Annotated in this window: 24 protein-coding genes, 11 tRNA genes and 2 pseudogenes; 24 read left to right on the forward strand and 13 right to left on the reverse strand. The window is 67.9% G+C overall.

Annotated elements, in window-relative coordinates:
* The first annotated feature begins 28 nt into the window (after positions 1-28).
* Entirely contained in the window at positions 29-1,132 is a 1,104-nt protein-coding gene (locus AB0F43_RS26835; protein WP_360482440.1) for a cation diffusion facilitator family transporter, read from the forward strand.
* 310 nt (positions 1,133-1,442) lie between these two features.
* Positions 1,443-1,616: a hypothetical protein gene (locus AB0F43_RS26840; protein WP_360482443.1), complete on the forward strand. Its 174-nt coding sequence runs from the start codon at positions 1,443-1,445 to the stop codon at positions 1,614-1,616.
* Between the two features lie 2 nt (positions 1,617-1,618).
* Here AB0F43_RS26840 and AB0F43_RS26845 read toward each other — a convergent pair whose 3' ends face one another.
* Positions 1,619-2,905 carry an adenylate/guanylate cyclase domain-containing protein gene (locus AB0F43_RS26845; RefSeq protein ID WP_360482446.1) on the reverse strand — a complete coding sequence of 429 codons (1,287 nt, stop codon included), beginning with the start codon at positions 2,903-2,905 and terminating at the stop codon, positions 1,619-1,621.
* 315 nt (positions 2,906-3,220) lie between these two features.
* Positions 3,221-3,466, reverse strand: a complete 246-nt coding sequence (locus tag AB0F43_RS26850; protein ID WP_360482449.1) for a hypothetical protein — start codon at positions 3,464-3,466, stop codon at positions 3,221-3,223.
* A gap of 215 nt (positions 3,467-3,681) precedes the next feature.
* On the opposite strand from AB0F43_RS26850, the gene AB0F43_RS26855 reads away from it, so the two are divergent.
* On the forward strand, positions 3,682-4,452 hold the full coding sequence (locus tag AB0F43_RS26855; RefSeq protein WP_360482452.1) for a trypsin-like serine protease: 771 nt from the start codon (positions 3,682-3,684) through the stop codon (positions 4,450-4,452).
* A 172-nt stretch (positions 4,453-4,624) separates the two neighbouring features.
* Here the strand turns inward: AB0F43_RS26855 and AB0F43_RS26860 are convergent, their stop codons facing one another.
* Entirely contained in the window at positions 4,625-5,134 is a 510-nt protein-coding gene (locus AB0F43_RS26860) for a GNAT family N-acetyltransferase (protein WP_360482455.1), read from the reverse strand.
* A gap of 153 nt (positions 5,135-5,287) precedes the next feature.
* Positions 5,288-5,725, reverse strand: a complete 438-nt coding sequence (locus tag AB0F43_RS26865; RefSeq protein WP_360482458.1) for a hypothetical protein — start codon at positions 5,723-5,725, stop codon at positions 5,288-5,290.
* Positions 5,726-6,468: 743 nt separating this feature from the next.
* Here AB0F43_RS26865 and smpB point away from each other — a divergent pair.
* Together smpB and AB0F43_RS26875 are read left to right on the forward strand one after the other, a co-directional pair.
* Entirely contained in the window at positions 6,469-6,948 is a 480-nt protein-coding gene (gene smpB / locus AB0F43_RS26870; protein WP_360482461.1) for an SsrA-binding protein SmpB, read from the forward strand.
* 287 nt (positions 6,949-7,235) lie between these two features.
* Positions 7,236-7,802, forward strand: coding sequence for a hypothetical protein (locus AB0F43_RS26875; protein WP_360482464.1), 567 nt, complete (start codon positions 7,236-7,238; stop codon positions 7,800-7,802).
* Here the strand turns inward: AB0F43_RS26875 and AB0F43_RS26880 are convergent.
* Positions 7,771-8,460 (reverse strand): TetR/AcrR family transcriptional regulator, encoded by a 690-nt coding sequence (locus AB0F43_RS26880; RefSeq protein ID WP_360482467.1) that lies wholly within the window; start codon positions 8,458-8,460, stop codon positions 7,771-7,773. The genes AB0F43_RS26875 and AB0F43_RS26880 overlap by 32 nt on opposite strands.
* A 353-nt stretch (positions 8,461-8,813) precedes the next feature.
* Between AB0F43_RS26880 and AB0F43_RS26885 the strand changes: the two are divergent.
* From AB0F43_RS26885 to AB0F43_RS26895, 3 genes and pseudogenes are all read left to right on the forward strand, one after another.
* A pseudogene (locus AB0F43_RS26885) lies at positions 8,814-9,119 on the forward strand (DDE-type integrase/transposase/recombinase); the annotation flags it as partial.
* 107 nt (positions 9,120-9,226) lie between these two features.
* A complete protein-coding gene (locus AB0F43_RS26890; RefSeq protein ID WP_360482470.1) occupies positions 9,227-9,442 on the forward strand; it encodes an IS3 family transposase in 216 nt (71 codons plus the stop codon).
* Positions 9,443-9,929: 487 nt separating this feature from the next.
* Positions 9,930-10,076: a helix-turn-helix domain-containing protein gene (locus tag AB0F43_RS26895; RefSeq protein WP_360482473.1), complete on the forward strand. Its 147-nt coding sequence runs from the start codon at positions 9,930-9,932 to the stop codon at positions 10,074-10,076.
* Between the two features lie 591 nt (positions 10,077-10,667).
* Here the strand turns inward: AB0F43_RS26895 and AB0F43_RS26900 are convergent.
* On the reverse strand, positions 10,668-11,192 hold the full coding sequence (locus AB0F43_RS26900) for an HAD family phosphatase (RefSeq protein ID WP_360482476.1): 525 nt from the start codon (positions 11,190-11,192) through the stop codon (positions 10,668-10,670).
* Positions 11,193-11,425: 233 nt separating this feature from the next.
* Here AB0F43_RS26900 and AB0F43_RS26905 point away from each other — a divergent pair.
* Positions 11,426-11,782, forward strand: a pseudogene (locus AB0F43_RS26905) (tyrosine-type recombinase/integrase); the annotation flags it as partial.
* A gap of 145 nt (positions 11,783-11,927) precedes the next feature.
* Here AB0F43_RS26905 and AB0F43_RS26910 read toward each other — a convergent pair.
* Positions 11,928-12,003 (reverse strand) — tRNA-Thr (locus AB0F43_RS26910).
* Between the two features lie 899 nt (positions 12,004-12,902).
* Here AB0F43_RS26910 and AB0F43_RS26915 point away from each other — a divergent pair.
* From AB0F43_RS26915 to AB0F43_RS26985, 15 genes are all read left to right on the forward strand, one after another.
* Positions 12,903-12,971: transfer RNA gene (locus AB0F43_RS26915), tRNA-Trp, on the forward strand.
* Positions 12,972-13,242: 271 nt separating this feature from the next.
* Positions 13,243-13,318: transfer RNA gene (locus AB0F43_RS26920), tRNA-Pro, on the forward strand.
* Between the two features lie 92 nt (positions 13,319-13,410).
* Positions 13,411-13,484: transfer RNA gene (locus AB0F43_RS26925), tRNA-Arg, on the forward strand.
* A gap of 2 nt (positions 13,485-13,486) precedes the next feature.
* A tRNA-His gene (locus AB0F43_RS26930) sits at positions 13,487-13,563 on the forward strand.
* Positions 13,564-13,670: 107 nt separating this feature from the next.
* Positions 13,671-13,744 (forward strand) — tRNA-Leu (locus tag AB0F43_RS26935).
* Between the two features lie 83 nt (positions 13,745-13,827).
* Positions 13,828-14,274, forward strand: coding sequence for an HNH endonuclease (locus AB0F43_RS26940; RefSeq protein ID WP_360482479.1), 447 nt, complete (start codon positions 13,828-13,830; stop codon positions 14,272-14,274).
* A gap of 32 nt (positions 14,275-14,306) precedes the next feature.
* Positions 14,307-14,379: transfer RNA gene (locus tag AB0F43_RS26945), tRNA-Gln, on the forward strand.
* Positions 14,380-14,411: 32 nt separating this feature from the next.
* Positions 14,412-14,504, forward strand: a tRNA-Ser gene (locus AB0F43_RS26950).
* Positions 14,505-14,583: 79 nt separating this feature from the next.
* Positions 14,584-15,726, forward strand: coding sequence for an RtcB family protein (locus AB0F43_RS26955; protein WP_360483200.1), 1,143 nt, complete (start codon positions 14,584-14,586; stop codon positions 15,724-15,726).
* 44 nt (positions 15,727-15,770) lie between these two features.
* Positions 15,771-15,860: transfer RNA gene (locus AB0F43_RS26960), tRNA-Ser, on the forward strand.
* Positions 15,861-15,871: 11 nt separating this feature from the next.
* Positions 15,872-15,945: transfer RNA gene (locus AB0F43_RS26965), tRNA-Glu, on the forward strand.
* Between the two features lie 84 nt (positions 15,946-16,029).
* Positions 16,030-16,860, forward strand: coding sequence for an alpha/beta hydrolase (locus AB0F43_RS26970; protein ID WP_360482482.1), 831 nt, complete (start codon positions 16,030-16,032; stop codon positions 16,858-16,860).
* 77 nt (positions 16,861-16,937) lie between these two features.
* The gene (locus AB0F43_RS26975) at positions 16,938-17,282 is read left to right on the forward strand and encodes an isoprenylcysteine carboxylmethyltransferase family protein (RefSeq protein WP_360482485.1); all 345 of its coding nucleotides are present in this window, start codon (positions 16,938-16,940) and stop codon (positions 17,280-17,282) included.
* Positions 17,283-17,366 (forward strand) — tRNA-Tyr (locus AB0F43_RS26980).
* Between the two features lie 62 nt (positions 17,367-17,428).
* Complete coding sequence (locus AB0F43_RS26985) at positions 17,429-17,617, forward strand: hypothetical protein (protein ID WP_360482488.1); 189 nt, start codon at positions 17,429-17,431, stop codon at positions 17,615-17,617.
* Positions 17,618-17,754: 137 nt separating this feature from the next.
* On the opposite strand, the gene AB0F43_RS26990 is transcribed toward AB0F43_RS26985, so the two are convergent.
* The 6 genes from AB0F43_RS26990 to AB0F43_RS27015 all read right to left on the reverse strand — a co-directional run bounded on the left by AB0F43_RS26990 (position 17,755) and on the right by AB0F43_RS27015 (position 25,498).
* A complete protein-coding gene (locus AB0F43_RS26990; RefSeq protein ID WP_360482491.1) occupies positions 17,755-19,134 on the reverse strand; it encodes an FAD-linked oxidase C-terminal domain-containing protein in 1,380 nt (459 codons plus the stop codon).
* Positions 19,131-19,997 (reverse strand): U32 family peptidase, encoded by an 867-nt coding sequence (locus AB0F43_RS26995; protein WP_360482494.1) that lies wholly within the window; start codon positions 19,995-19,997, stop codon positions 19,131-19,133. The genes AB0F43_RS26990 and AB0F43_RS26995 overlap by 4 nt, the downstream gene beginning before the upstream one ends.
* Positions 19,994-21,172, reverse strand: a complete 1,179-nt coding sequence (locus tag AB0F43_RS27000) for a DUF2088 domain-containing protein (RefSeq protein ID WP_360482497.1) — start codon at positions 21,170-21,172, stop codon at positions 19,994-19,996. The genes AB0F43_RS26995 and AB0F43_RS27000 overlap by 4 nt, the downstream gene beginning before the upstream one ends.
* A 158-nt stretch (positions 21,173-21,330) precedes the next feature.
* Positions 21,331-23,163: an IlvD/Edd family dehydratase gene (locus AB0F43_RS27005; protein WP_360482500.1), complete on the reverse strand. Its 1,833-nt coding sequence runs from the start codon at positions 23,161-23,163 to the stop codon at positions 21,331-21,333.
* Positions 23,160-24,611, reverse strand: coding sequence for an aldehyde dehydrogenase (NADP(+)) (locus tag AB0F43_RS27010; RefSeq protein WP_360482503.1), 1,452 nt, complete (start codon positions 24,609-24,611; stop codon positions 23,160-23,162). Before AB0F43_RS27010 ends, AB0F43_RS27005 begins: the two co-directional genes overlap by 4 nt.
* A complete protein-coding gene (locus AB0F43_RS27015) occupies positions 24,608-25,498 on the reverse strand; it encodes a fumarylacetoacetate hydrolase family protein (RefSeq protein WP_360482506.1) in 891 nt (296 codons plus the stop codon). The genes AB0F43_RS27010 and AB0F43_RS27015 overlap by 4 nt, the downstream gene beginning before the upstream one ends.
* Positions 25,499-25,503 lie beyond the last annotated feature (5 nt).

Genomic DNA, 25,503 nt, shown 5'->3' on the forward strand with positions numbered 1-25,503 from the left:
GCGGCAGCGACCTTCCCCGAGGCTCCCCATGACGCAGCACCACCCTTCCGACGATCACTCCCATCCGGGCGAACACACCCCCGGCAGCTCCGATCCTCACACCTCCCCCGGCGAAACCGGGCACGGGCACGGCCACGGGCATCGCGGTGGGGCGTTGGGCTGGGTCGGGTCATTGTTCCGGCCGCACAGCCACGATGCCGCCGACTCGATCGACTCGGCGCTGGCGGCCAGCGGCGAGGGCATCCGGGCGGTGAAGATCAGCCTGATCGGTCTCGGCATGACCGCGATCGCGCAGCTGGTCGTGGTGTTGCTGACCGGGTCGACGGCGCTGCTGGCCGACACCATCCACAACTTCTCCGATGCCCTGACCGCGGTGCCATTGTGGGTCGCGTTCGTGCTCGGACGGCGCGCCGCGAGCCGCCGCTACACCTACGGCTACGGCCGCGCCGAAGACCTCGCGGGCGTGTTCATCGTCTTGATGATCGCCCTGTCCGCGGTGATCGCCGGCTACGAGTCGATCCGCCGCCTGCTCGACCCACAACCGATCAGCAACGTCGGTGTCGTCCTGGTCGCGGGCTTGATCGGATTCGCCGGCAACGAACTCGTCGCTGTCTACCGGATCCGGGTCGGCCGCAAGATCGGCTCCGCTGCCCTGGTCGCCGACGGACTGCACGCCCGCACCGACGGGTTCACATCCCTGGCCGTGGTCGTCGCGGCCATCGGGGTGATGCTGGGCTTCCCGCTGGCTGACCCGATCATCGGCCTGTTCATCACCGCAGCGATTCTCGTTGTGCTCAAAGGCGCGGCCACCGACATCTACCGGCGGCTCATGGACGCTGTCGAGCCCGAACTGGTCGACGCCGCCGAACAATCACTACGCAGCGTCCCCGGCGTACTGGACATCGAGTCCCTGCGGCTGCGCTGGACCGGCCACCGCCTCCGCGCCGAAACCGGCGTCGTGGTCGACCCGGCACTCGACCTGGTCGCCGCACACGACATCGCCGTCGACGCACACCACGCCCTCCTGCACGGCGTCCCCCGGCTAGTCGACGCCACCGTCCACATCAGCCCCGGCGGCCGCGCAGGCGCCGACCAGCACCAACGTCTGGCCCACCACCAGATACTGAACTGACAGCGGGCTTGACTAATGCAGTGAATGACGACCACTGCTCGGGGCACGTAGGGGGCACGGACGCGGAGCGTGGCCTCGACCCTGCGATCAGGCTCCCGATAACTCGTCGAAAAAGGTGGCCATCTTCGACGACGCGGACTGGAGTCGTCGTCACTACGGCGAACGCAAGCGGAACCCAGGTAGTGACGATCACGACGGCTCAACCGTGGGGCATCGAAACCCAGGATGGACAGTCGAATTTCGGGTCCTGCCGGCACAGCTCAACCACAGCTAGGGCGGTCAGGCTCGGCGAGACGGCGTTCTCCTCAGCGTGCCCCAGCTCTACGAACTCGCTGATGCCTGCCACGGTCGATACGCCGAACTCGTACTGGTCCTGGGGCTGGCCGGTCTCCGCTGGGGTGAGCTGGCTGATCTACAGGCCGGCGACCGGGTCCGGGTTCCGGGCCGTGGGCTACGACTTCAGCAGACAAAGCTGGCCGAGTAGCGTCAGAGGGCGCTAGGCCGGTCAAGGAGGAAGGTCCGCATCGGGCCCTTTCCCTTGACCTCGATGGTGCCGCGTGGACGTACCGTGAACTCCGGGCCGAGGGCGGCGGCCACCCGACCCGTGACCTGGATCTCGCCGGGTGGGCCGTGGGACTCCATCCGGCTCGCGGTGTTCACGGTGTCGCCCCAGAGGTCGTAGATGAACTTGCGCCGCCCGATCACGCCGGCCACCACCGGTCCCGAGTCGATTCCTATCCGCACCGCGAGCCAGTCCTGCCCGGGCAGGGCTGCGATCCGGGCGACCTCGTCGCGCAGCGCGAGCGCGGTACGGGCGACCGCTGCGAGGTGGTCCGGCCGCGGCTCCGGCAGGCCGCCGACCAGCATGTACGCGTCGCCGATCGTCTTGATCTTCTCGACCCCCTCCGCGTCGGCGATCCGGTCGAACGCGGAGAACACCTGGTCCAGCAGCTTCACGACGTCCGCAGCGGCCATCACCGCCGATCGTGCCGTGAAGCCGACGATGTCGGCGAAGAGCACGCTCACCGCGTCGTGGTGTTCCGCGATCACCCCTGGCTCTGTCTTGAGGCGCTCGGCGATCGGCTCCGGCAGCACGTTGAGCAGGAGCCGCTCCGAACGCTCCCGCTCGGCCCGGAGGTCCCGGTGGGCTCGCTCCCGCTGCTCCACGAAGTAGCTGAGCATCACGTACGCGCTCACCATCACGCCCGCGATGTTCAGCACCAGGAACGTGACCACGAAGGCGGGTGGCAGCGCCGACGGGGATTGTGCGAGTCGGGAATCGACGAGGGCGAGCGCGGCCAACTCGACGAAGAACCCCACCAGCCACGGCACGGAGCGCCGGATACCGAGCAACGCGAGCGCCGCTAGTGGTGTGAACACCGCCCAGAGGCTCATCGCGCTCGAGGCCACGAACCCGCCGAGCGAGACCTGCAGCAAGGCTGGCAGCACCAGGAACGCCAGCAGCTGCGTGGTGCGAAACGTGGCGAACCGCCGCCTCCGGGCCAGGACGGCCAACCCGATGACAGTGATGACCTGGTAAAAGCCCGGGATCATCGCCGAGACCGGGTCGCCGTAGGCGAGGTACGTGGACACCCAGATCGTGGAGATGGCCGTGATCAACAGCGACGAGAAGATGAGCGTGCCCTGTCGGAGCCGCTCGTCGTGGGTGTCCTCCGGCCGAGCGCCGAGATCGGCCAGCCGCTCCAACCGGCGCACGACAGCCCGCCCCGGGCCACGCCCGTGGACGGCAGCCTGGAGCCAGGACCCGGTCACCTGAGGATCGTATGCGCGCAATCCCCTGGCGACGTCCTCCGAACAGGCCGTTCGGCGCCGGCGCGACCCGCGGCGCCCCGCCCCTTCAACCCCGGCATGGCGCCCGCTCCCCTTCTCCCACGCGGAGTCGTTGGCCTGGGTGACGTACTCCTGAGGTGACGGTGCGCTGGGCTTCGCTGCGGGGTGTTCCGCCGCGGCGAACGTTGTGAGACGACGTCGTCGTGGGATCAATCCTGGTGCGAAATGGAGTCGAACAGGGTCATTTGCTGGGCTCAGAACGTAAGCGCGTTCGGGTGCTGCGCACAGCTCGATGGGCTATGCGTCTCCGGAAACCTTCCTGGCGTCCATCTTCCGCTTCAGGTCCGCATAGGCCTCTTCCGGCGAGGACCCTCCGCCGACCTCGTGGGCGTGGTCAGCCCAAAACCGAGCGCAGAGAAGGTCGCCGGCATCCCAGTCGTCGGGCAACCTGTGTGGAAGCTCGGCAAAAGCAACCCAGTCCCCTGGCTCGTAGATTCCCCCGTAGCGGGTGATCGTCACCGGCCAGAGGTCGTCTTTACCCATGATCACATTGTGATGGCGGTCCATCACCGGCGCGGCACACGTCAGGAGCCGGTTTGCCCTTCTCGACGAGGAACCGGGGCAGGTCCGCGACACCTCCGACTCGAGTGGCCGCCAGCAGCCGAATGGATCATTTCTCCGAGCATGCCGATCCATGGACCTCGGGGTGACTCAGTTACTAAAATGCGGATCGCACAGTCGAGTGCGGAGGTGGGATCATGCGCAAACTCCTCGTACTGCTCGCCGCGATCGCTTCTCTCGTGGTCACCGCAGGCCCGGCCCAAGCCGTGCTCTACGGGCAGCCCGACAACAACCAGCATCCCTACGTGGGGGTCATCCGCTTCTTCGACGAAGACGGCAACTACCTTTGGCGCTGCACCGGCACCCTCATCTCGCCGACGGTCGTGCTGACCGCTGGCCACTGCACCTTCGGAACCGCATCCGCGGAGGCCTGGTTCACCGAAACCGCGCCCTCCACCGCCGAGGTCCTCTCCGGCGACTACACCCGCGGCGTCACCGGCGAGACCTACACCCACCCCGACTACGACGACTTCGCCACCTTCCCCAACACCAGCGACGTCGGCATCGTCGTCCTGGACAAGCCGGTGCGGTTGTCCACCTACGGCTCGCTGCCCACCGTGGGGCTGGCCGAGACCCTGTACAAACACGAGCTGTTCACCATCGTCGGCTACGGTGTCCAGGACACCCAGCCGGTCCAGGTGGCCGACGTGCGGCGGCTGCAGGCCACAGTCAAGCTGGTCAGCCTGCAGAGCGGCTATTCGGCGGGCTTCAACCTGCACCTGTCCAGCAACCCGGGACAGCCGCACCAAGGTGGGCTTTGCTTTGGTGACTCGGGCGGCCCGGTGCTGTACGGAAGCACCATCGTGGCGGTGAACTCGTTTGTGATCAACCAGAACTGCGCCGGGGCGGGCTTCTCCTACCGGATCGATCAGGCACACATCCTGAGCTGGATCGAGACCTTCCTGTAGACCGAGACTGCAGCAGGTACGAGGAGAGCTGAGAGGCCCTCCTTGGCGTCCGTACCGGCAAAGCCGCAGCCTGCCGCCCGCGGCTGGAGCGACTACGTCGCCAACCGCGTTGCCGGGCCGCTGCGGCCCAACGAGGCGAGGACGTCAGCGCGGAGTCCGCCCGCGAACTGGATCAGCGACTGTTCTGCAGACCCCGGATCATGCGGATCTCCCGCACCCCGCCGTCGACCTGGGCCGTTCCGTCGGCAACGAAGCCCTGCTTGCGGTAGAACGCCTGTGCACGAGGGTTCGGGTCGGCCACCCACAGCGCCACCGACTCCTCCGGATCGACGACCGCCTCCAGCAGCGCCGACCCAACGCCCGTGCCGTGGTCGGCCGCATACACGTAGAGCACATACAGCTGCCACGCCCACGCCGACTCGGCGTCCAAGGGCGGGCCTGACATGGCGATCCCGACCAGCTCGCCGTCCCGCTCGGCGACAGCCACGCGGTTCTCGCGATACCGCTCGTCGGTCAACGCGGCAGTCCAAAAGCGCTCCCGAGCAGCCAGGAATCCCGGGTCGTCGAGCACCGCGTCCGACATGAGTCCCCGATACGTCTCCTGCCAGCACCGCACATTCACGCGCGCCATCTGCGCGACGTCCTCGACCCGAGCCGGGCGAACAGTCAACGAAGAACTCACCGCCGCATCGTAGGCCGCCAACCGCCGCCCGCCGCGCCGGTTGGCGAAGAGACGAGCCGACTTCGCACTAGCGGCACATCGCGACGACCACGCCCGCGACAGCACCGATGAGTGGACGATCACGAAGACTGCCGCCACAGCCCTCGATGGTCGTCACCGCACCGGCGTCACGAAAGCGATGACGCTGCCCTCACCCTGGAAAGTCACCAGCCCCAACTCGGGGTCGGTAAACGTGTCCTCGAAATCGAAGGTGCAGGTGACCGACGTAGCGCGATCCTGGGGCGCGTTCCCCTTCAACAACGGCGGATCGGTGAACTCCTCCAACACATTGCCCTGGGCATCGGTCAGCACGCCGTGGAACTCACCGAACTCCACAGGGACGAGGATGGAGTTGGTCGCCAGGTCGTGCGCGGGAGTAAACGTCCCGGCCCCGGTCACGACGATTTCGTACGTCTCGCCGTTGTCGCAGGCGAGCTGCTCGACGAACGATCTCGGCGACCGGATGGGATCCGCGCTCGCGATGCCCGCCGCCGACGACAACGCCGTGGTGAAAGCCAGAGCCACGACGATCCGGCCAATGGTTCGCTTCATGATGCCCTCCCCCGCCCGCGCTCCGCTGCGGGCTGAATGTGTTTACACGTTAGGTCTGTGGCGCAGTCTGGTCCCTGATCGGCTAGTCCAAGGGGGATCGTTTGTGAGCCACCGGGCTTGCGTACGTCTAGCAGCCGGGCTCCGCGGGCGGCTCCTGCGCCGCCGACGGCTGCAGGAGGCTTGCGGTGGCCAGGAGGAGAGCGATCAGGCCCGCCCCGAACATGACTCCTCGCTTGTTGATCATCTCGGCTCCCCTCTCCGATCGAGGGAGGGCACAACCGACGGCCGACCTGTCCCCCGACCGCTCATGAGCACAGCGATCCTGCTTCGACGGCACCACCAGCGATGCGAATTGTCAAGGTCAACGGCACAGGTGCGTGAGCGCCCCACAAGGATGCGACTGATGCGCCCCCAGAGTGTGTTCGGAGCTGAACACAGCGTCGAAGTCGGCGGCCAGCGGGTCGAGTATTCGATCCTGGCGACACCACCGCCGATCACCATGCGGTCTCTCCCAGAGAACCTTGCCGCTGGCTGAAAGGCACTCCGACGGTCGGTCACGACACCGGCCACGACGCAGGCTCCCAGGTCAGCTACCACGTCGAAGGGGTCCTCACACATGAGCCGGCGGACCACTTGGCCCTGCCATACAGGGTCTCGCTGCTCGGTCAGGGCAGCCTGCTCGGCCTCAGTCGGCTCGCAGGTCGGGCTGTCGGGCTGTCGGGCTGTCGGGGCAGAATCACCCTGTGAAGAAACCCGAGGCCGACCCCGTGGTCGCGCGCAACCGCAAGGCTGCCCACGACTACCATCTGGGCGAGTCCTGGGAGGCGGGGATCGTGCTGCAGGGTGCAGAGGTGAAGGCGCTCCGTGCCGGGCGGGCGTCCCTGGTCGGCGGCTTCGCCGCTGTCGAGGACCGGGAGATCTGGCTGCATGCCGTGCACATCCCGCAGTACTCCCAGGCCCGCTGGTTCAACGACGGCTCACGCCGCAAGCGGAAGCTGCTGCTGCATCGTGCCCAGATCGACAAGATCGAGCGCAAGGTCAACGAGAGCGGGCTCACGATCGTCCCGGTGACCCTCTACTTCAAGGACGGTCGCGCGAAGGTCGAGATCGCCCTGGCCCGCGGCAAGAAGACCTGGGACAAGCGGCACGCGCTCGCCGAGCGCGAGGCGAGCCGGGAGGCCGAGCGTGCGGTCAGCCGCCGGCGGAAGGGTCGCCCGGACTGATCATCTGTGGCGTCCGATCGTCCCAGGTTTCGCGCGGGTGATCGCCAATCAGGACCGCGACCGCCGTGGGCGGCCTATCGGCGAACGATCCCACACCTGTGTCGCGTCCTCCGGCGGGAGCAGAGGGTCGAGCCTCTCGGCGCCTGCGTCCACGCAGACGCTCGTCACCACTTCCTGCCAGTCGTGGCCCTGGCGCCAGTTCGGATGCTCGAGTCGCCAGATCCAATGACCTCTGCTCGACGTTCGGATCATGACCCTCACCAGACTCATACTGAACTTAGTTCAGTATGAGTCTGGAAGAAGGTGGCGCGTTGATGGTTGGGATCGCAGTAGCGGTGCTGGTGCTGCTTGGGATGACGTTCTGCGTGATCCCTGTCGTTGCTTATCGTTTCGGTGATGCGGCTGAGCGTGCGGCGGAGGCTGCGGTGGAGGCGCAGGGTGCCTCGGCGCGAGTGTTGGCTGAGCATCGGATTCAGTTCAAGGAATCGGCCGCAGAGATGCTGCTGCCATTCGGGATCGCGGTGGTGCTCTTCGCGGTCGCAGCGCTTGACTTGGCGGGCATCGGGGCCGCTCGAGTGCTGACCTGGATCGTGGCCGGCCTGCTCTTGGTTGTCGGTGGATTCGTCACGTCGGGGCAACTGATGGCCGTTCGCTGGACCAGGACAGCGTTTCGCCGGTCCAGCGATCCTGTGGTGCGTCGACTCGATGCTGAGTCGGTCGTCGCTGCGGCGGCACGCGAGTTTCCGGCGTGGCTGCGACCTTTGCAGATTGCGCGGTTCTTGCTCACCACGATCGGGCTGTTGGTGGTGATCGTCGCGCTGGCTACTCCGTCAGCGGGTGCGCACTTCCGTTGATCAGCGAGGCCTGCAGGCCGTCAAGGATGACTTGCAGGCCAAACCGGAATGGGTCTTGATCTCCCGCCGGAGGCGTGCTGGGCAACTGGCGGTCACGCAGACGCGGAAACTGCTGCGCAACGGCGTTGATCTCGTCGATCGCCGCCTGGAGCGCTGCGTGTTCATCAGCGCCGGACCGCCGCACCCGGGCCTGCCACGTTCGCTCGGAAGCATCGCCTTGCGCAGCGCCGATGACGAACATCAAGACCGTCGCGGCGACTTGGTCGGCCTGCGCCGCGGTGAATCCGGCCGACTCATAGATGCCGAGACTGTGATCGTCGACGCGCGCCTTGCCCGGGCCGTAGATCACATGGGTGCTCATGGTGGTGACCAGCCAGAAGTGGTTCGTCAGCATCCGACGAACGCTGCTCGCAAGCGCAACGATGGCCGTTTGCCATCCGAGCTGATCGGCCTGCGGCAGGTCGACTTCGTTCCAGACATGGTCGCCAGCCAGAACAATCAGGTCGTCCTTGTTGCGGACATGCCAGTACAGCGCCGACGGAGCAACGCCGAGCTCGGCACCGAGACGCCGCAGATTCAGCCCTCCGACGCCCTCGGTATCCAAAATCTGCACCGCAGCCCGCACGATCTGCTCCAATGACAGCTTCTCGTGCGGCATGCCACAGAGCCTACGACCTTGGCACCGCGCCCGATGGCGTTGTTCAGCAATCCGTCGCGGCGGGTCACTCACCTGCTGCTCGCGGCCAGTGGTCGAGCAGGGCACGAGCGTCTGAGCTGCTTCGTCCCGGCCGGCACTGGGGAGCGGCTGCAGGATGACCGACACCGTCACCACCGGCCTTGGGCTATGAACTCTCGGTGGCGAGGCTGCTGGGTGTGGCACGGTGGCCGGTCAAGCAGTTGTATCGTCGCTGGCGGATCTGGGGCAGAGGAGCGCTGGTGGGCAGGCCGACGAAGCGGTCGTACTCGTACGAGTTGAAGCTGGCTGTGGTACGGGCCGAGCAGGGCTGGCGGGTGGCGAAGAAGACCGTCCTGAAACTGATGCGCCGACTCGGCCTCGAATGCCCGGTACGGCGGAAGAAGCGTTACAACTCCTACCGGGGCGAGGCCGGCAGGACCGCCCCGAACCTGCTGGCCCGCGACTTCACCGCGGCCGCCCCGGCCCAGAAATGGGTTACCGACGTCACCGAGTTCAGCGTCGGAGACCGCAAGGTCTACCTGTCGCCGGTCATGGACCTGTTCGACCGCCAAATCATCGCCTACACGATCGGCGACTCACCGAACCTGGACCTGACCAACAACTCACTGCGAGACGCTCTGGCCGCCCTCGAGCCCGGTCAGGCGCCCCTGGTTCACTCCGACCAAGGGTTCCAGTACCAGCACCCCCCTGGCAGCACCTGCTCGCCGCGGCCGGCGCGGCCCAGTCGATGTCTCGCAAAGCCAACTGCTACGACAACGCCGTCATCGAGAACTGGTTCGGACACCTCAAAGAAGAACTCTTCAACCACACCACGTTCACCACCACCGAGGAGTTCACCATCGCACTCCACAACTACATCAGCTGGTACAACAACCACCGCATCTCAACACGACTCGAGGGCCTGAGCCCGGTGCAATACCGGGCCCAAGCCCTCGCGGCCTAGGCACCCCATAACCTCTTACTTAACCAGTCCAACTCTCGGGGACCAGTTCACACCTGCCCCGTCCCCCCGATAGCTGCCAAACCCAGGCCAGCGCGGCGCAGGTCAAGAGTCGCCTCCCGCAGCGACGCCGTAGGCGCTCTTGACCTGGGTCGTGGTGGCCGTACGATCGAGCGGCCGGGGGACGGGCAACCGGGGGTCAGACGCCGCGCACGTCGGTCATTGGGAGTTGGGATCGCGTGGACGTGGAAGCGTCCTGCTCGATAGGCCCGGCGAGGACGGCGCGCCAGCGCCGCCCGCAGTCCGGGCCTGCGCGCCGAAGCGCGCCCCTTGATCCATAAGAGCCAAACTCGGCAGAGAGTTCGCGGAGCTGGTGTCCTCCGTCAACTGATGTGCGACACCCGTCCGCCAAGTGATCTGCGACAGTGGCTGGTTCGGCCAGTCTGGGTTCGACGTCTCCGTGGGGCGTCTGGGACTCGGGAGGCCGGGATTGGCGCTGGTTGTCTTGTCGGTGGTCGAGCAACGTCTGGACGCGGTTCGTGCGGTGCTGGAGGGCGCGGATGTCGTGGAGGTGGCCGCGCGGATTGGGGTGCATCGGTCGACGCTGCATCGCTGGATGCGGAAGTTTGTCCCCTGAGAACGACCCCCGACGCCGGGCCGGGGGTCGTTCACTCGGCACACCACAAGCTAGTTACCAACGTGTCCACACTGTTCGTCGAGCTTGTGACCGAAGGCGGCGGGCGTGTCGATTGCCTCCGCGACCGCGCGCAGCGTGCTCGTCTCCGAGTGGCTTCCGTAGCCGGGGGTCTGTCCCGGGGGATCTGCCACGTCACCGAGCGGGTGCGCTGCGTCGGCAGTCGCGTTGGCACAGTCTGCGGATTCGACGATCGGATGGATCGTCGCCGATGCACTGGGCGCGAAGGCCACCGTCGCAGCGACGGCCAAAACGCTGGCCGTAAGTGCTCTCCTCATGAAATGTCCCCTCCTCGCAACACGCGCGAGGTCAACCCGGAAATCGGAGCTGAGGAACCCCGCGCCACACAGATTCATTAACGGCCCTGTTGTCCTTACGTTGCAATAGCTCACAGGAGCCATGCCCCCCGGGTGCGCCGTGCCCGAGCCGACGCCCAGGTGGTCGCCAGGCTTCTAGCCTGTCGCACATCAATTGGCGGACGAGTGTCGCGCATCTGTTGGCGGATCACAGCCTGCGGAGCTGTTGTCGGCCGCCCTAGTTGGCGCGGATCGCCTCGGTGAGTTCGTGGAAGCGGGCGATCACGGCGTCGGCTCCAGCGGCGGTCAGGTCGTCGGCCTTGCCGGGCTTGTTGGCGTAGCCGATGCTTGCAGCTCCGATTGCTCGGGCGGCCTGTACGTCGGTGGTCTGGTCGCCGATCAGGGTGCAGGCGCCGGGTTCCACCTCCAACGCCTGGGCGGCTCGTTCGATCAGGTGCGGGCTCGGCGTCATCAACGCCGGGTCGGACGGGTCGCGCGCCTCGATGTGCTGGACGAGATCGGCCAGGCCGACTCGGTCGACGTAAGCGCGCACCGACGCGCCGGTGTTGTTGCTGACGATCGCGAGCTGGCGACCGGCTTCCTGGCATGCCGTCAGGAAGTCGTCTACACCGGGTGTAGGGGTAGCACTCTCGACGGCCTTGGTCTCGGCGGTCTGGAGTGCGGCCTTGATCTGTCGGGCCAGCTCGGGAGAGACCTCGGCGGCTGCACTCAGAAACTCGTGCGGGCTGGTGATCGCGGACATAGCCGGCGGCAGCTCGTCGACCTGGCCGAGCGCCAGGGCGCGCAGCTCGTCGGTGATCTGCGGCTCGACAGGACGGCCCGTTGGAGCCGAAGCCCACGGCCGGGCACGTATACCCGGTCACCGACTTGCAGGCCAGCCAGCTCACCCCAGCGCAGACCACCCAAGCCCAGGACAAGGATCAGCTCGGCGTATGGGCCGTGGCAAGCGTCGCCAGCTCCTCCAGTTGCCGAACAGTGAGGAACAGGCGCTCACGCTTCCCTGGTGAGCTGTTCGTCGACACTCTCAAGAACAAGCGCGCGCGGACCGTGCCGCTCGTCGCCGGCATTGTTCCGATCATCGACCGGTGGGCGGCCGACAAAGCCCATGACGCGTGGATCTTCGGTGCTCCACGTGGCGGTCCCCTGAGCGAGTCGAATTGGAAGCGCTCGGTGCGCTGGACTAGAGCGACACGAGCAGTGGGCGTGCCTGGGTTCAGGGTGCATGACCCCCGGCCCACTGCCGCGTCCGTCTGGCTGGGCTCGGGCGCTGACCCGAAGGTGGTGCAACGCATCCTTGGCCACGCAACCGCGTCGATGACGATGGACCTCTACGGACACCTGATCGACCAGAACCTCTTGGATGCCGCCAGGAAGGTCGCCGAGCACACCGGGGCCTCTCGGGGGCCTCGAAGGGAACCGAGGCCGAAATCACAGAACCCCCAGCGTCGGAGAGTGGCCTCTGACCTGGGGGTTTGGGTGGAGCCGCCTGTCGGAATCGAACCGACGACCTTCTCATTACGAGTGAGACGCTCTGCCGACTGAGCTAAGGCGGCGGGTGGCACGGGGGCCGAGGCAAGAGTGTAGCGGGAGGGTGGGGGAGATTCCGAATCGGATAGTCGAACAGGGGGCATTGGTGGCGGCTCGTCGGGGTCTTCGGCCGCCGCGGCTGTGCTCAGCAGACCGGCAAGGTCACCGGTGCGATCACGTGCCGAGGGCGTCATGACCGGCTCGTATGGTGCTCTGTCCTGCTGAATCGTCCGTCACGGTCCCGATCAGCCCACCCGCGGCCTCCGTCGTGCCTCCGCGCTCCCGGCGTAGGCCGAACCTGCTCCAACTTGTTCCGCGATCTCGGTGAGTAGCCGGCGCACCTCCTCGCGTAGTTGCTTGGCTGTATGCGCGATACGGGCTTGCGGGGCATGTGGCCAGCTCAGTCAGTACCAGCCGTAGTTGCTCGCGCACGTGCGTCGTCGTACTTGCTTCCAGCGCTGTACCGCCAACTCGATCGGTAGGCGATGCGGCACAACTCCAGCAGTCCGCTGTGGTGGTCCGAGCTCACTTTGTGATCGGAGGAACCTGGCGGGGGCGGGTGGCGTCAGAGGGATGGGAATTGGCGGTTGGAAGGAATGGCTGGGGAAATGCGTTGACTTTCTTGTGGGGGTTGGGTGAGAATAATGCCCGCAGGAACTACAGACTGAGGAGATCACCGTGCACGGGAAGTGGAACGCTATGCGGGCTTGGCAAGCAGCCATTGCCTTGCCGGCGTGCTCGCGACCGGTGTGCGATGAGCGATCCGTCGACCACGAAGCCTTTTACTACCAGCTCGGCACCGAGCTGAGCCCGAGTTCGGGCGGTCCACCTGTGTGATCTCCAGTGGGAGATCGTCCCAGGGAGCCGTCTGAGCCGGGTATCCGGCGCCAGGCGGCTCTTTTCTTTTGCTCGTACCTCGGAGCGTGTCGGTGAGCAATGGTTGCTGACCGGATTCCAAACCCGTGTCATGAGGGTTCGATTCCTTCCACCGATGCTTTTGTCTGGCATTTACGAATGCCGACTCGAACAATTGACAACTGGACATTCATCGCATTTTCCGCCGGGCCGCCGAGGCTCGGTGGACCTTCCCTGCGGCGCCGCCCGTGCGCCGGGGAAGACGCCCGGGTCCGCCCGGGCAACCACCTCGGGACCGCGCGGTCCTGGGACAAACGTTCCTGGGGCCCCGCGGTCCCTGGGGCAGTCGTTCCTGGGACCCGCGCGGTCCTGGGGCAATCGTTCCTGGACCGCCCGGTCCGGGGACGTGACCAGCTGTGGGCCAGTGGCTAGGCCGCCTCATTTGGGATGAGGACGACGGGGGTTCGAGTCCCTCCAGCTGGACCAGGCGCCCGCAGGATGCTCAGCTACCGGCCGAGCGGGCGCCACGAACGTGCCCTGCGACGGAAATCCGCACCACATCCGGCGCGGGGCACTCCACGCCCGTGGCTCAACAGGAGAGAGCACCGGTCTACGAAGCCGGGGAGTGCAGGTTCGAGTCCTGCCGGGCGTGCTGTGTCCGAAGCGGAAGTGGGCGATGCGCCGGGACGTGGCCCCGGAGGAAGCGGGTTCGAGCCCCGCCGGACACCCCAGTACGACCAACAACCACAACCACGCCGTACGACGGCCGCACACGACCCACCGTCGTACCAGCAGGACCCGTGCGACACAGCGTCGTACCAGAGCACCACCAGTACCCGCGGCCCTCGCCCAATTGGTAGAGGCAGCTGGCTTAGGACCAGAAGGTTCGGGGTTCGAATCCCCGGGGCCGCACCCAACGCCCGACCCATGACCACACCGAGATCACCCGACCTGGCGGCGCGCTGTCGGGCACACTGGAAGGGAGGAGGAACCACATGAGCGGTGTGATCGTGCTCAACGCCTCGTACGAGCAACTGCATGTCGTGTCGATCCCGCACGCCATCCGGATGCTCGTTCGGGAGGTCGCCGTCGTCGAGGAAGCGCATGACGGCGCGAGCATCGGACCGTTCCCTCTCCCCCGGGTGCTGCGGCTGGTGCGGTACGTCGTGACGAAATGGCGGTACGCCTCCGGCCGGCTCCAGTACACGCGGGCCGGCGTACTGAAGCGCGACAAGCACACGTGCGCGTACTGCGGTAGGCCCGGCGCGACGACCATGGACCACGTGGTGCCGCGCTCCCGGGGTGGACGCGGCGAGTGGCTGAACGCCGTCGCCGCGCACGCGTCCTGCAACGAGAAGAAGGGCTCACGCACGCCCGAGGAGGCCGGTATGCCACTGCTGTGGCAGCCGTGGATCCCCTCACGTGCTGAGCTGGCGATCTGACGCGGTACCCACCCGGTGCCGCGTCAGCGCGATGCCAGGTGGGCGACGGCGTCCCACCCTCGGTTCTGACCCGAGGTCCCGCAGGTTCGAGCCCTGCCCTGGCAGCTGTACGCCGTACCGCACGGCGGACGCGACCTGGTGAGATAAGCCGAGTGTCAGGCCTAGCGGCAGCCGTCTCGAAAACGGCCGGTCCTTCAACGGACGTCTGGGTTCGAATCCCAGTCTCACCGCATGCGGACGATAGAGGAGAGTGAGGAGATGAACGTGGAGTTCCCGGTCGAGCTCAGTGGGGCCAAGAGCTCTACGCTCATGTGGGCGCACGAGCACGAGGTGGGCGCGCAGGCGCTGCAGCAGCTGCGGAACATCGCGGCACTGCCGTGGGTGCACGGTGTCCGGGTGATGCCGGACGTCCACCTCGGCAAGGGTGCGACAGTGGGGTCGGTCATCGCGATGAAGCAGGCGGTGTCGCCGGCCGCGGTCGGGGTCGACATCGGCTGTGGGATGGAAGGCGTCCTCACCTCGCTGACGGCCGCGGACCTGCCGGACGACCTGTCGCCGATCCGGTCGCGGATCGAGGCCGCCGTACCGGTCGGGTTCCGGGCGCACGAGGACCCGGTCAGCGTGCGCAAGCTCGGGCTCGATCGTGGCTGGGACCGGTTCTGGGGGTCGTTCTCGAGTCTGCACGACGGGGTGCAGGACCGGGAGAAGAAGGCCCAGCAGCAGATGGGTTCGCTGGGTGGCGGCAACCATTTCATCGAGGTCTGCCTCGACGACGAGGACCGCGTCTGGCTGATGCTGCACTCGGGCAGCCGCAACATCGGCAAGGAACTCGCCGAGCGGCACATGCGGATCGCGCGGGCCCTGCCGCACAACGCGGACCTGCCGGACCGCGACCTCGCGGTCTTCCTGTCCGGTACGCCGGAGATGGACGCGTACCGCCGTGACCTCACCTGGGCGCAGGAGTACGCGTCGCGCAACCGTGCGGTCATGCTGGCGCTGGTGATGCAGGCCGTGCGGGAGTCGTTCGTGCAGGAAGTGCGGTTCGAGCAGCCGATCTCGTGCCACCACAACTACGTGGCCGAGGAGCACATCGACGGGCTCGAGCTCCTGGTCACCCGCAAGGGCGCGATCCGCGCCGGGCGCGGGGATCTCGGGCTCATCCCCGGGTCGATGGGCACCGGTTCGTACGTCGTTCGCGGGCTCGGCTCGGAGCGGTCGTTCTACTCGGCCTCGCACGGGGCAGGCCGGCGGATGAGCCGCAACGAGGCGAAGCGCCGGTACACGGTCGACGACCTGATCGCCCAGACCGCCGGGGTCGAGTCCCGCAAGGACGCCGGTGTGGTCGACGAGATCCCGGCCGCCTACAAGGACATCGAGTCGGTCATCGCCGCTCAGTCCGACCTGGTCGAGGTCGTCGCCCACCTCAAGCAGGTCATCTGCGTCAAGGGCTAGCGGTACGGCGGCCGCCGTCGTCAGGGGAGACGGCGGCCGCCCGGGGTGAGGTCCGCCTGTAGGCAGAGGCAGCGGTTTGCTAAACCGTCGGCCGGGGTCCGCCCGGCCCGCGAGTTCGAATCTCGCTCTCACCGCGGAAAGACAGGCCCCGTTGGTCTAGCTGGTCAGGACGTCCGGTTCTCAACCGGAAGATCACCGGTTCGAATCCGGTACGGGGTACATAGTTCTGCGCAGTCGCGCGGCGGCGGGGTTGCGTGATTCTTCGGACGCGGGCGGGTCTCACTCGGACCTAGCCTGAAGGACGTGACGATCGAACGCGCGCGGCTGCTGCGCGGTCTGCCTGTCGAGGAACGGCGGATCGACGTGAACGGCGTCTCCACCATCGTTCTCGAGGGTGGGGACGGGCCGCCGCTCGTGTTGCTGCACGGTGGGATCGAGTGCGGCGGGCCTTACTGGGCTCCGGTCGTGTCGAGTCTCGCGCGGAATCACCGGCTCGTCATTCCTGACATGCCGGGGCTCGGAGAGTCCGACCCGGTCACACGCTTGGACTCGCCTGCGTTCGACGGTTGGCTGAGGGCGCTGCTGCGGTTGACCTGCGATCAACCGCCGATGGTGATCGCGCACTCGTTGATCGGAACGTTGGCCGCACGGTTCGCGGTTCGTGATGGTGAGCTGCTGCAGCGGTTGGTGCTGTACGGCGCGCCAGGAATCGGGCCGTATCGGATGCCGGCCGGGCTGCGCGTCATCGCGGTCAGGTTCGCATTGCGGCCGTCCGAGGCGAACATGGTGCGGTTCGAGCGATGGGCGTTCGCTGATCTTGACCGGGTACGGCGACTGGACCCGGACTGGATGAACGCCTTCACCACCTACACGCGGAGCCGGGCAGTGGTGCCGCACGTCAAGCGGACGATGCGCTACCTCGTAGGCACATGCACCAAGCAAGTTCGCGAACCGATCGACGTGCCGACGACGCTGGTGTGGGGTGCGAAAGACCGATTCGTACCACTGGACCTCGCCACCGCGGCAAGCAAGCGGCAAGGCTGGCCGTTGCGGGTGATCGACGATGCCGGGCACGTCCCGCACATCGAACGCCCCGATGCCTTCGTCGAGGAGGTCGCACGAGCGCGAAGCTGACGAACGTACCGATCCCCGAAGCCAACCTGGCCGGGATCGGACTCGGGCTCGCGCTCGAACAAGTACGCCCGTGGACGTTGAAGCGCCGGCGATCGATCGGCTGGACAACTGTGATCGCGGGAGGCGCCCTCATCGCGAGCTCGCTGACGGCGGCAGGGATCACCGAGCTCGCCGAGCCCGAGAGGCTCGTCACCAGCGGGCCGTACGCCGTCAGCCGCAATCCCATGTACGTCGGCTGGAGTCTGCTGCACCTGGGGATCGGAATGATCGCCGGGTCCGGGTGGATCATCGCCACTCTGCCATTCGTCGGCGCAGCGATCCACCGCGACGTGGTCGGCGAGGAACGACGGCTCACCACGCGGTTTGGGGACGAGTACAAGCACTACGCCGCGAGGGTCGGGCGCTACTTCCCCAAGCGATGAGCAGGAGCGCCACCGTGGGAGAGGTGGGGCGGGCTGTAAACCCGTTGCCGTGAGGCTGAGCAGGTTCGAATCCTGTCTCCTGTACGCAGCGAGGCAAAGGCGCCTCGGGCAACAATCAACGATGTGACGAGAGAGGAGGACCGGCCATGGCCGACCTCAGGAAGCGTGTTCCGGGTGGCAGGACCGGTGCTCCGGTCAAACAGGGTCACGCGATGCGCCGGGTACGGCTCGCCTGCGGGCACGTCCAGCGCGACCGGATCGCCCACCGCGGCGATCACGTGTGGTGCGAAGCCGACTGTTCCGACTGGGTGCGGGTCGTCTCGGTCGAGGAGTAAGCCACCCAGGTACGCCGCCCGCTCGCAGGGCGGCGTACCAGCAACCCTCTGGTGACGGATGCACGCCCGGCCCTCCGAAGGCCGGATCCCTGGTTCGACTCCAGGCAGGGGGACCTCAGGCTCCAAGCAGGGGAACCTCAGAGGAACAGCTTGTCCGGGTTGAGGAGGTTGTCGGGGTCGAAGACGGCCTTGATCTCGCGTTGCAGGCGCAGGCCGACCGGGCCGAGTTCCTGGGCCAGCCAGTGGCGTTTGAGCTTGCCGATGCCGTGTTCGCCGGTGATCGTGCCGCCCAGCCCCAAGCCGAGCTCCATCACCGCGCCGAACGCCTCCAGCGCCCGCGCCTCGGCGGCTGGGTCGTGTCGCTCGAAGATCACGGTCGGGTGCATGTTGCCGTCGCCTACGTGCCCTGGGCAACAGATCAGTACGTCGTACTTCGTGCCGATCTCGGCGATGCCGCGCAGCAACGGGACCAGTTTCGAGCGCGGTACGGCGACATCGTCGACCAGCGTGACACCCAGGGGCTCCAACGCCGGATTCACCAGCCGGCGGGCCTCGAGCAGCATCCGCGACTCCTCGGCGTCCGCCGCCTCGGCCACCTCGACGGCTCCGTGCTCGGAACAGATCGCGGCGATCCGCGCGACGTCCTCGGCCGCTCGCGGACCACGATCCGACTGGGCGATCAGCAGCGAGCCGACGTCGGCCGGCAGCCCCATGTCCCGGTAGTCCTGGATCGCCCGCGCCGTCGGCCCGTCCAGGAACTCCAGCAGCGACGGCCGGAGTCCGGACGCCATCACCGCGGCAGCGGCAGCAATCCCGTCCTCGATGGACAGGAACGTCGCCGCCGCGGTCAACGCCGCCTCAGGTGCGGGACGCAGCGCCAGCGTCGCCTCCGTGACGACGCCGAGCGTCCCCTCGGATCCGACGATCAACCGGGTCAGGTCGTACCCGGCGACGCCCTTCGCCGAGCGGCGGCCGGTCCTGACCACCTCACCTGACGCCAGCACCACCTCGAGGCCGCGTACGAAGTCCGACGTCACGCCGTACTTCACGCAGCACAAGCCACCGGCGTTGGTGGCGATGTTCCCACCCATCGTGGACATCTCCCACGACGACGGATCCGGCGGGTAGAACAAACCCTTGTCGAGCACAGCCCGGGACAGCTCGGCGTTGACCACTCCCGGCTGCACGACCGCGACCTGGTCCTCGACCGAGACCTCGAGAATCTGGTCGAGCCGCGACGTCGACAGCAGGATGCACCCGTCGAGCGCGTTCGCCGCCCCCGACAACCCGGTCCGCGCTCCCTGCGTCACCACCGGCACCCCGAACGCACTGGCCGCCCGCAACACCTCGGACACCTCAGCGGTCGACGAGGGCCGAACCAGCACCCGCGGTACGCCGGCCGTGCAGAAGGTCGCGTGATCGTTGCGATGAGCGTCCAGTACGTCGGGATCGTCCAGCACGGCCTTGTCGCCCAGCACCGAACGAAGCCGGTCGACCAGATGATCGGATGACCTCATCCTTCGTCCTGTTCGGCCAGCAGGCGCAGGATCAACTCCGCGCGGCGGACGCGCTCCCGGCCGAGGGCTTCCGCCGTACCGGCGAGGTGGGCGCCGACCGGGTAGATGTTCGGCGCGTTCCGCAGGCCCATCTTCAGGTACACTGGCGCGGCGACGCGGACGATCTCCGGTACGTCGTAGAACCGCACGTGGCCGCCCTGGTCGTCGGGCACCTCGATGTACATGTCGATCGGCACCGTCGTCACCGACCGGATCTCGGCCAGCACCGGCACCGGCAGGTCGGTCGAGACGTTCAGGCTGGTCGCGCCCAGCCGCTCGTACAACCGCGCCGTCGGAGCATTGGCCAACGGCATCAGCACCGACGTCTTCAGCACCAGGTCCGACGGCAACGACCCGTCGACCTTCAGCTCGCCCAGGATCTCCAGTACGCCGAGATCCCCGACGAGCAGGCTGCGCACCCCGAGCTCGACCGCGCGGAAGGCGTCACACAGCGACGCGGCAACGTTCTCGTTGCCCCGGGCAACACCACCGACCGCGGCCGACACCTTCGCCTGGCCGCCGATGTCCCAGGAACCGCGCGGCCCCAGGAACAGGCAGACCTCGACACCGGCGGACGCACCCAGCGAGAGCATCTCCTCGATCTCGCCGTCGGTCAGCATCATCACCCCGCTGCCCTGCGACACCCGGTCGATGGTCACCCCGCGGGTCTTGGCCTCCTCCAGTACGGCGGCCATCACCCCCGGCCCTTCACAGGAGGGGATCTCCACCTTGTACGGCGATCCGTCCGGGAACGTGGCCGTGGACGTCTCCCCCGGGCGGAAACCACGATCGGCCAGTAGCGCGTGTGCGTCGCGAAGGTTCATGCGTCACTCCAGGGTCCGAGCCGGCCGGCCGACGTCAGGTTCCGGGCCGTACCGGTGATCTCCAGGTCGAGTCGGTCACCCGCCTCGGTCAGCAGTGCGGGCGTCACCATCAACTCGTTCGGGGAAAGGGTGTCCTTGATCCGGGCCAGCCGGAGCTCGGACCAGTCGCGCCGGCCGCACATCGTCGCGGCGGCGAGAACGGCGGCCTCGTCGTCCTCCATCACCATCGGCAGCCGGGACCGGCGGGCTCCGCCGGCGCCGGAGGTCAGCGCGTTCACGTAACTCGCCCGCAGGTCGATCTGCTCCAGGATCCGGGCCGGGATCACGTCGGCCAGGCCGAGGCCGGACGCGTTTCCGTGGGAGGCCTCGGACAGCGAGTGCACGCTGATCGCCGCGATCGACGGCGACTCGAACTCGGGGATCCCGTGCACCCAGCACCGGCCGATCACGTTCGTGTCCATGCCGGCCCCGGACTTGTCCTTGCCCATCTCGTCCACGACCAGCACGTCCAGCTCGGCGAACGGCAACCGCCCGAGCAGACTGCCCGCCCGCTGCAGCAACGCGTTCTCGGCCGGCCCGGCGATCCCGTCGGCGTCGACGAACTCCACCGCGGCGGTCCGCTCCAACGCGTTCTCGAGAATGCCGAGACCGCCCAGAACCTTGCCTTGAGCAATGACCATCCGGGCGGCGGCCTCGATCGCACCGCCGAGCGAGGGAATCCCACCGGCGTGCAGGGAAGCCGCGCCGGAGTGGTTGCCCAGGCCGATCGCCAGGATCTTCGCCAGCCCGCTCTCGATCGGGCCGTGGAAGTCGGTGTGCGGTTTGATCCGGTTCACCAGCAGTACGCCGTCCGCCTTGGCGGCGAGCGCGTCGTGGTGCACCGGCGTACCGTCGGACAAGGTGCCGACGACAACGGTCTCCATCGTCGCCTCGATCGGGCAGCCGACCGAGGCCTCGGTGATCCCCAGCCCGGCCAGCATCTCCACCTGACCGGGCGCGGTGGCGCCGCCGTGCGATCCCATCGCGGGTACGACGAACGGCGCGGCGCCCACGGACTTCAGCCAGTCCACCGCGGCGCGGACGACCGGCACGAGATCGTGGATCCCGCGGCTGCCCGCCGTCACCGCGATCCGCGCACCGGGAAGGATCCGCTCGCGCAGCGGCTCGAGGGCCATCTGAGCCTCCGCATACGGATCAGCTGAGCTGGGCAGACCCGGAAGCAGCCGGCGGATCGGCGTGACCGGTGGGATCACACCGGTCGGCCTCAGCCCCCGGATCGCGTCAAAAGGCCCCCAAGCACGCCTCGCTTCGCTCGGCGGTTGTGAGGAGGTCATCAGTGACTCTGCCGGGCCACGGCCGAGCCGGTGCGGCCGACCAGGAAGTCGAGGTCGCAGCCCTGGTTCGCCTGGGTGACATGGTCGACGTACAGCCGCGCCCAGCCGCGATCCGACGGCGGCGCCGGCGGCTGCCAGTCGGCCCGCCGCTTCTCCAGCTCCTCCTCGGGTACGTCGAGGTGCAACCGCCGAGCCGGTACGTCGAGCTCGATCCAGTCACCCGTCCGCACCAGTGCCAACGGACCACCAACGGCCGCTTCCGGCGTGACATGCAGTACGACGGTGCCGTACGCCGTACCGCTCATCCGCGCGTCCGAGATCCGCACCATGTCCTCGACGCCTTGCTCGGCGAGCTTGCGCGGGATCGTCAGGTTGCCGACCTCGGGCATGCCCGGATAGCCGCGCGGACCGGCGTTCTGGAGCACCAGCACGGTGTCCTCGTCGACGTCCAGATCCGGATCGTCCACGGCCTTGTCATAGTCCTCGATGGCGGTGAACACCAGCGCCTTGCCCCGGTGCCGCAGCAACCGCTCCGACGCCGCCGACTGCTTGATGACGGCACCGTCCGGCGCCAGGTTGCCCTTCAGCACGGCGGTCCCGGCGCCACTGCCCAGCGGGTTGCCGACGCTCCGGATCACATCGGTGTCGACCGTCCGCTCGGCGTTCGCGACGTTCTCGCCGATGGTCTTGCCGGTCACGGTGATCGCGTCGGTCTTGAGCAGCGGGAGGATCTCCTTCATCACCGCGGGCAGGCCGCCGGCGTAGTAGAAGTCCTCCATCAGGTACTTGCCCGACGGCTGCAGGTCGACCAGCCACGGCACGCCGCGGGCCCACTCGTCGATGTCGTCCAGCGTCACGTTGACGCCGACCCGGCCGGCGATCGCGAGCAGGTGGATGACGAAGTTGGTCGAGCCGCCGATCGCCGCGTTCGCCCGGACCGCGTTCGCGAACGCGTCCCGGGTCAGGATGTCACTCGGCTTGAGGTCCTCGTGCACCAGCTGGACGATCCGCTGCCCGGTCTGCTGGGCGATCGAGTAGCGGCGCGAGTCGACCGCGGGAATGGCCGCGCCACCGGTCAGCTGCAGACCGAGCGCCTCGGCCATACAGGCCATCGTGGACGCCGTACCCATGGTCATGCAGTGCCCGTTGCTGCGGGACATGCCGGACTCGGCCGCCGCGTAGTCCTCCTCGGACATCCGGCCGGCGTTGCGGTCCTGGGTGAACCGCCAGACCGCCGTACCGGAGCCGATGTCGCAGCCGCGGAACTTGCCGTTCAGCATCGGGCCGCCGGTCACCACCATGGTGGGCAGGTCGACGCTGGCGGCACCCATGATCGAGCCCGGCGTGGTCTTGTCGCAGCCGGTCAGCAGGACGGCGCCGTCGATCGGGTTGCCGCGCAACGACTCCTCGACGTCCATGCTGAGCAGGTTGCGGAACAGCATCGCGGTCGGCCGGAGCATCGTCTCGCCGAGCGACATGACCGGGAACTCCAGCGGGAACCCGCCGGCCTGCCAGACACCGCGCTTGACCGAGTCGGCGACCCGGCGCAGGTGCGCGTTGCACGGGGTGAGCTCGGACCAGGTGTTGCAGATGCCGATCACCGGTCGGCCGTCGAACACCTCGTCGGAGAACCCCTGCGCGCGCATCCAGGACCGGTGGATGAACCCGTTGCGGTCCTTCTCGCCGAACCAGTGGTCGAAGCTGCGCCGCCCGATCGGCGCCTCCGGCCGATCTCCGCCGAAGCCCCCAGTCTTCTCAGGGGTCGGCGCACCGGGGACGTCGCCCGGCAGCTCGGCGTCGACCGGGTCGTTGGTCGGGGGGAGATCGCTCATCGAGACACCTCACCTGTGGTCACTGTGCCGTTGACCCGGCGGCTGATCCCGGCCGGGTTCGAGTCCTTCAGTACGGCGGGCAGCACCGCGTCGGGTGCGTCCTGGTAAGCCACCGGACGCTGGAACCGGCGGGCCGCGGTCACACCGACGCTGGTGTGGATCGACCCGACGGTCGAGGGGAACGGGCCACCGTGGTGCTGGGCCCAGGAGACGGCGACACCGGTCGGCCAGCCGTTCCAGAGCACCCGCCCTGCCCTTGCCGTCAGCAACGGCAACAGCTCGGACGCCAGCTCCACGTCCGAGTCCTCCGCATGCAGCGTCGCGGTGAGGTTGCCCTCGAAGGCTTCCACCGCGGACCGCAGCTCGTCGAGACCGTCGTACTCGACGACGATCGAGACCGGGCCGAAGCACTCCTCGAGGATCTCGTCGCGCCGGGCGAGCAGTTCGGTGACCGTTGTCTGCAGCAACGTCGCGCCGCCGGAGGCCCAGACCCGAAGGCCGTCGACCTTCTGCAGCCGGTCCAGTCCGGAGGTGAAGCCCTCCTTGATCCGGTCGTTCAGCATCGGCGCCTCGGCGACACCGCCGGCCGCCTCCGTCAGCTGGTCCTGCAGGCCGTGCCCGGAGGGCAGGAAGAGCAGGCCGGGCTTGGTGCAGAACTGGCCGACGCCGAGCGTGAACGAGCCGACGTACCCGCTCGCGATGTCCTTGCCTCGGGCATCGATCGCGGCCTGGGTGACGAAGACCGGGTTCAGGCTGCCGAGCTCGCCGTAGAACGGGATCGGCTCGGGCCGGGTGACCGCGATCTCGTGCAGCGCCTTGCCGGCCGGGACCGAACCGGTGAAGCCGGCCGCGGTGATGCGCGGGTCCTTCAGCGCGGTGACGCCGACGTCGAAGCCCTGGATGAGGCCGAACGTGCCGGCCGGCGCACCGGCGACCCGCAGCGCCTCCATCATGACCTCAGCCGTCTTCACCGACAGCTCAGGGTGGCCGGGGTGTGCTTTGACGATCACCGGGCAACCAGCGGCCAGTGCGGATGCGGTGTCACCGCCGCAGACGCTGAAGGCAAACGGGAAGTTGCTGGCCGCGAACACCAGCACCGGCCCGAGCGGGACCAGCACGCGACGCAGGTCGGGACGCGGAACCGGCTTCGCCTCGGCGTCGGCCGTGTCGATGACGACTTCCAGCAGCGAGCCCTCTTCCAGCACGTCCGCGAACAGCCGCAGCTGACCGGTGCTGCGCGCGACCTCGCCGCGCAGCCGCGGCTCGGGCAGCGACGACTCCCGCATCGCGATCGGCACGAGCTCGTCCGCGGCCGCGTCCAGCGCGTCCGCCACGGCGCGGATCCACCCGGCCCGAACGGCGGGCTCGGAGGCGCCGAACGCCGGTGCGGCGGCCGCCGCGTCGGCCAGGGCCTGCTCGAGCTCGGCGGGGGTGGTGTCCGGAATCATCGCTTGCCCTCCAGGTTGTCGGTTGCCAGGAACGCGAAGGGTTCCCGGCCTACTGCCACCGTATTCGTCAGCGCTCCGACCTCGGCGATGGTGATCGTGATGACGTCACCCTCGGCCAGCGCGAAATCCAGCTCGGGCACGATCCCGGTCCCGGTGGCCAGGATCACGCCGTCCGGGAAGTCGTTGGGCAGGAACAGGGCGTCGATCAGGTCCTGCAGCTCGCGGACCAGCTTCGCGGTGGACGTCGTACCCGCGAACACCTCGTCACCCGCGCGCTCGATGACCAGGTCGATGCTGAGGTCCTTCGGGTTCTCCACCTCCCAGACCGGCCGGATCCCGGCGGCCAGCGCGCAACCGCCGGCGAACAGCTTGGCCTGCGGCACGTAGAGCGGGTTCACGCCTTCGATCGAGCGCGAGCTCATGTCGTTGCAGACGGTGAAGCCGACGATCTCGCCGTGGCTGTTGGCGACCACGGCGAGCTCCGGCTCCGGTACGTCGTGACCGGAGTCCACCCGGATGCCCACCGGCTCGCCGTCCGCGACGACCCGCCAGGCCGGCGCCTTCTGGAACAGCTCGGGCCGGTCTGCGGTGTAGACCTTGTCGTACACGGACTGCTCGGTGCTCTCCTCCATCCGGGCGCCACGCGACCGCTCGTAGGTGACGCCCGCGCACCAGACCTCGCCGCGCCCGTCGAGCGGCGGCAGGAACCGAACGCCGTCGGCCGGCACGGACTCACCGACCTTGGCGACCGCGGTCTGCAGCTCGTCGACGGTCAGTCGAAGGAGCTCGGCGAAGCTGCCGGCGCCTTCGATCGGAGCCACCGTCTCACCGGTGCGCACACCGACGACCGGCCGCCCGTCCTGGGACTGGTAACGGACCAAGTGCATATGAC

The organism is Kribbella sp. NPDC023972, from assembly GCF_040639075.1.
Lineage (GTDB): Bacteria > Actinomycetota > Actinomycetes > Propionibacteriales > Kribbellaceae > Kribbella.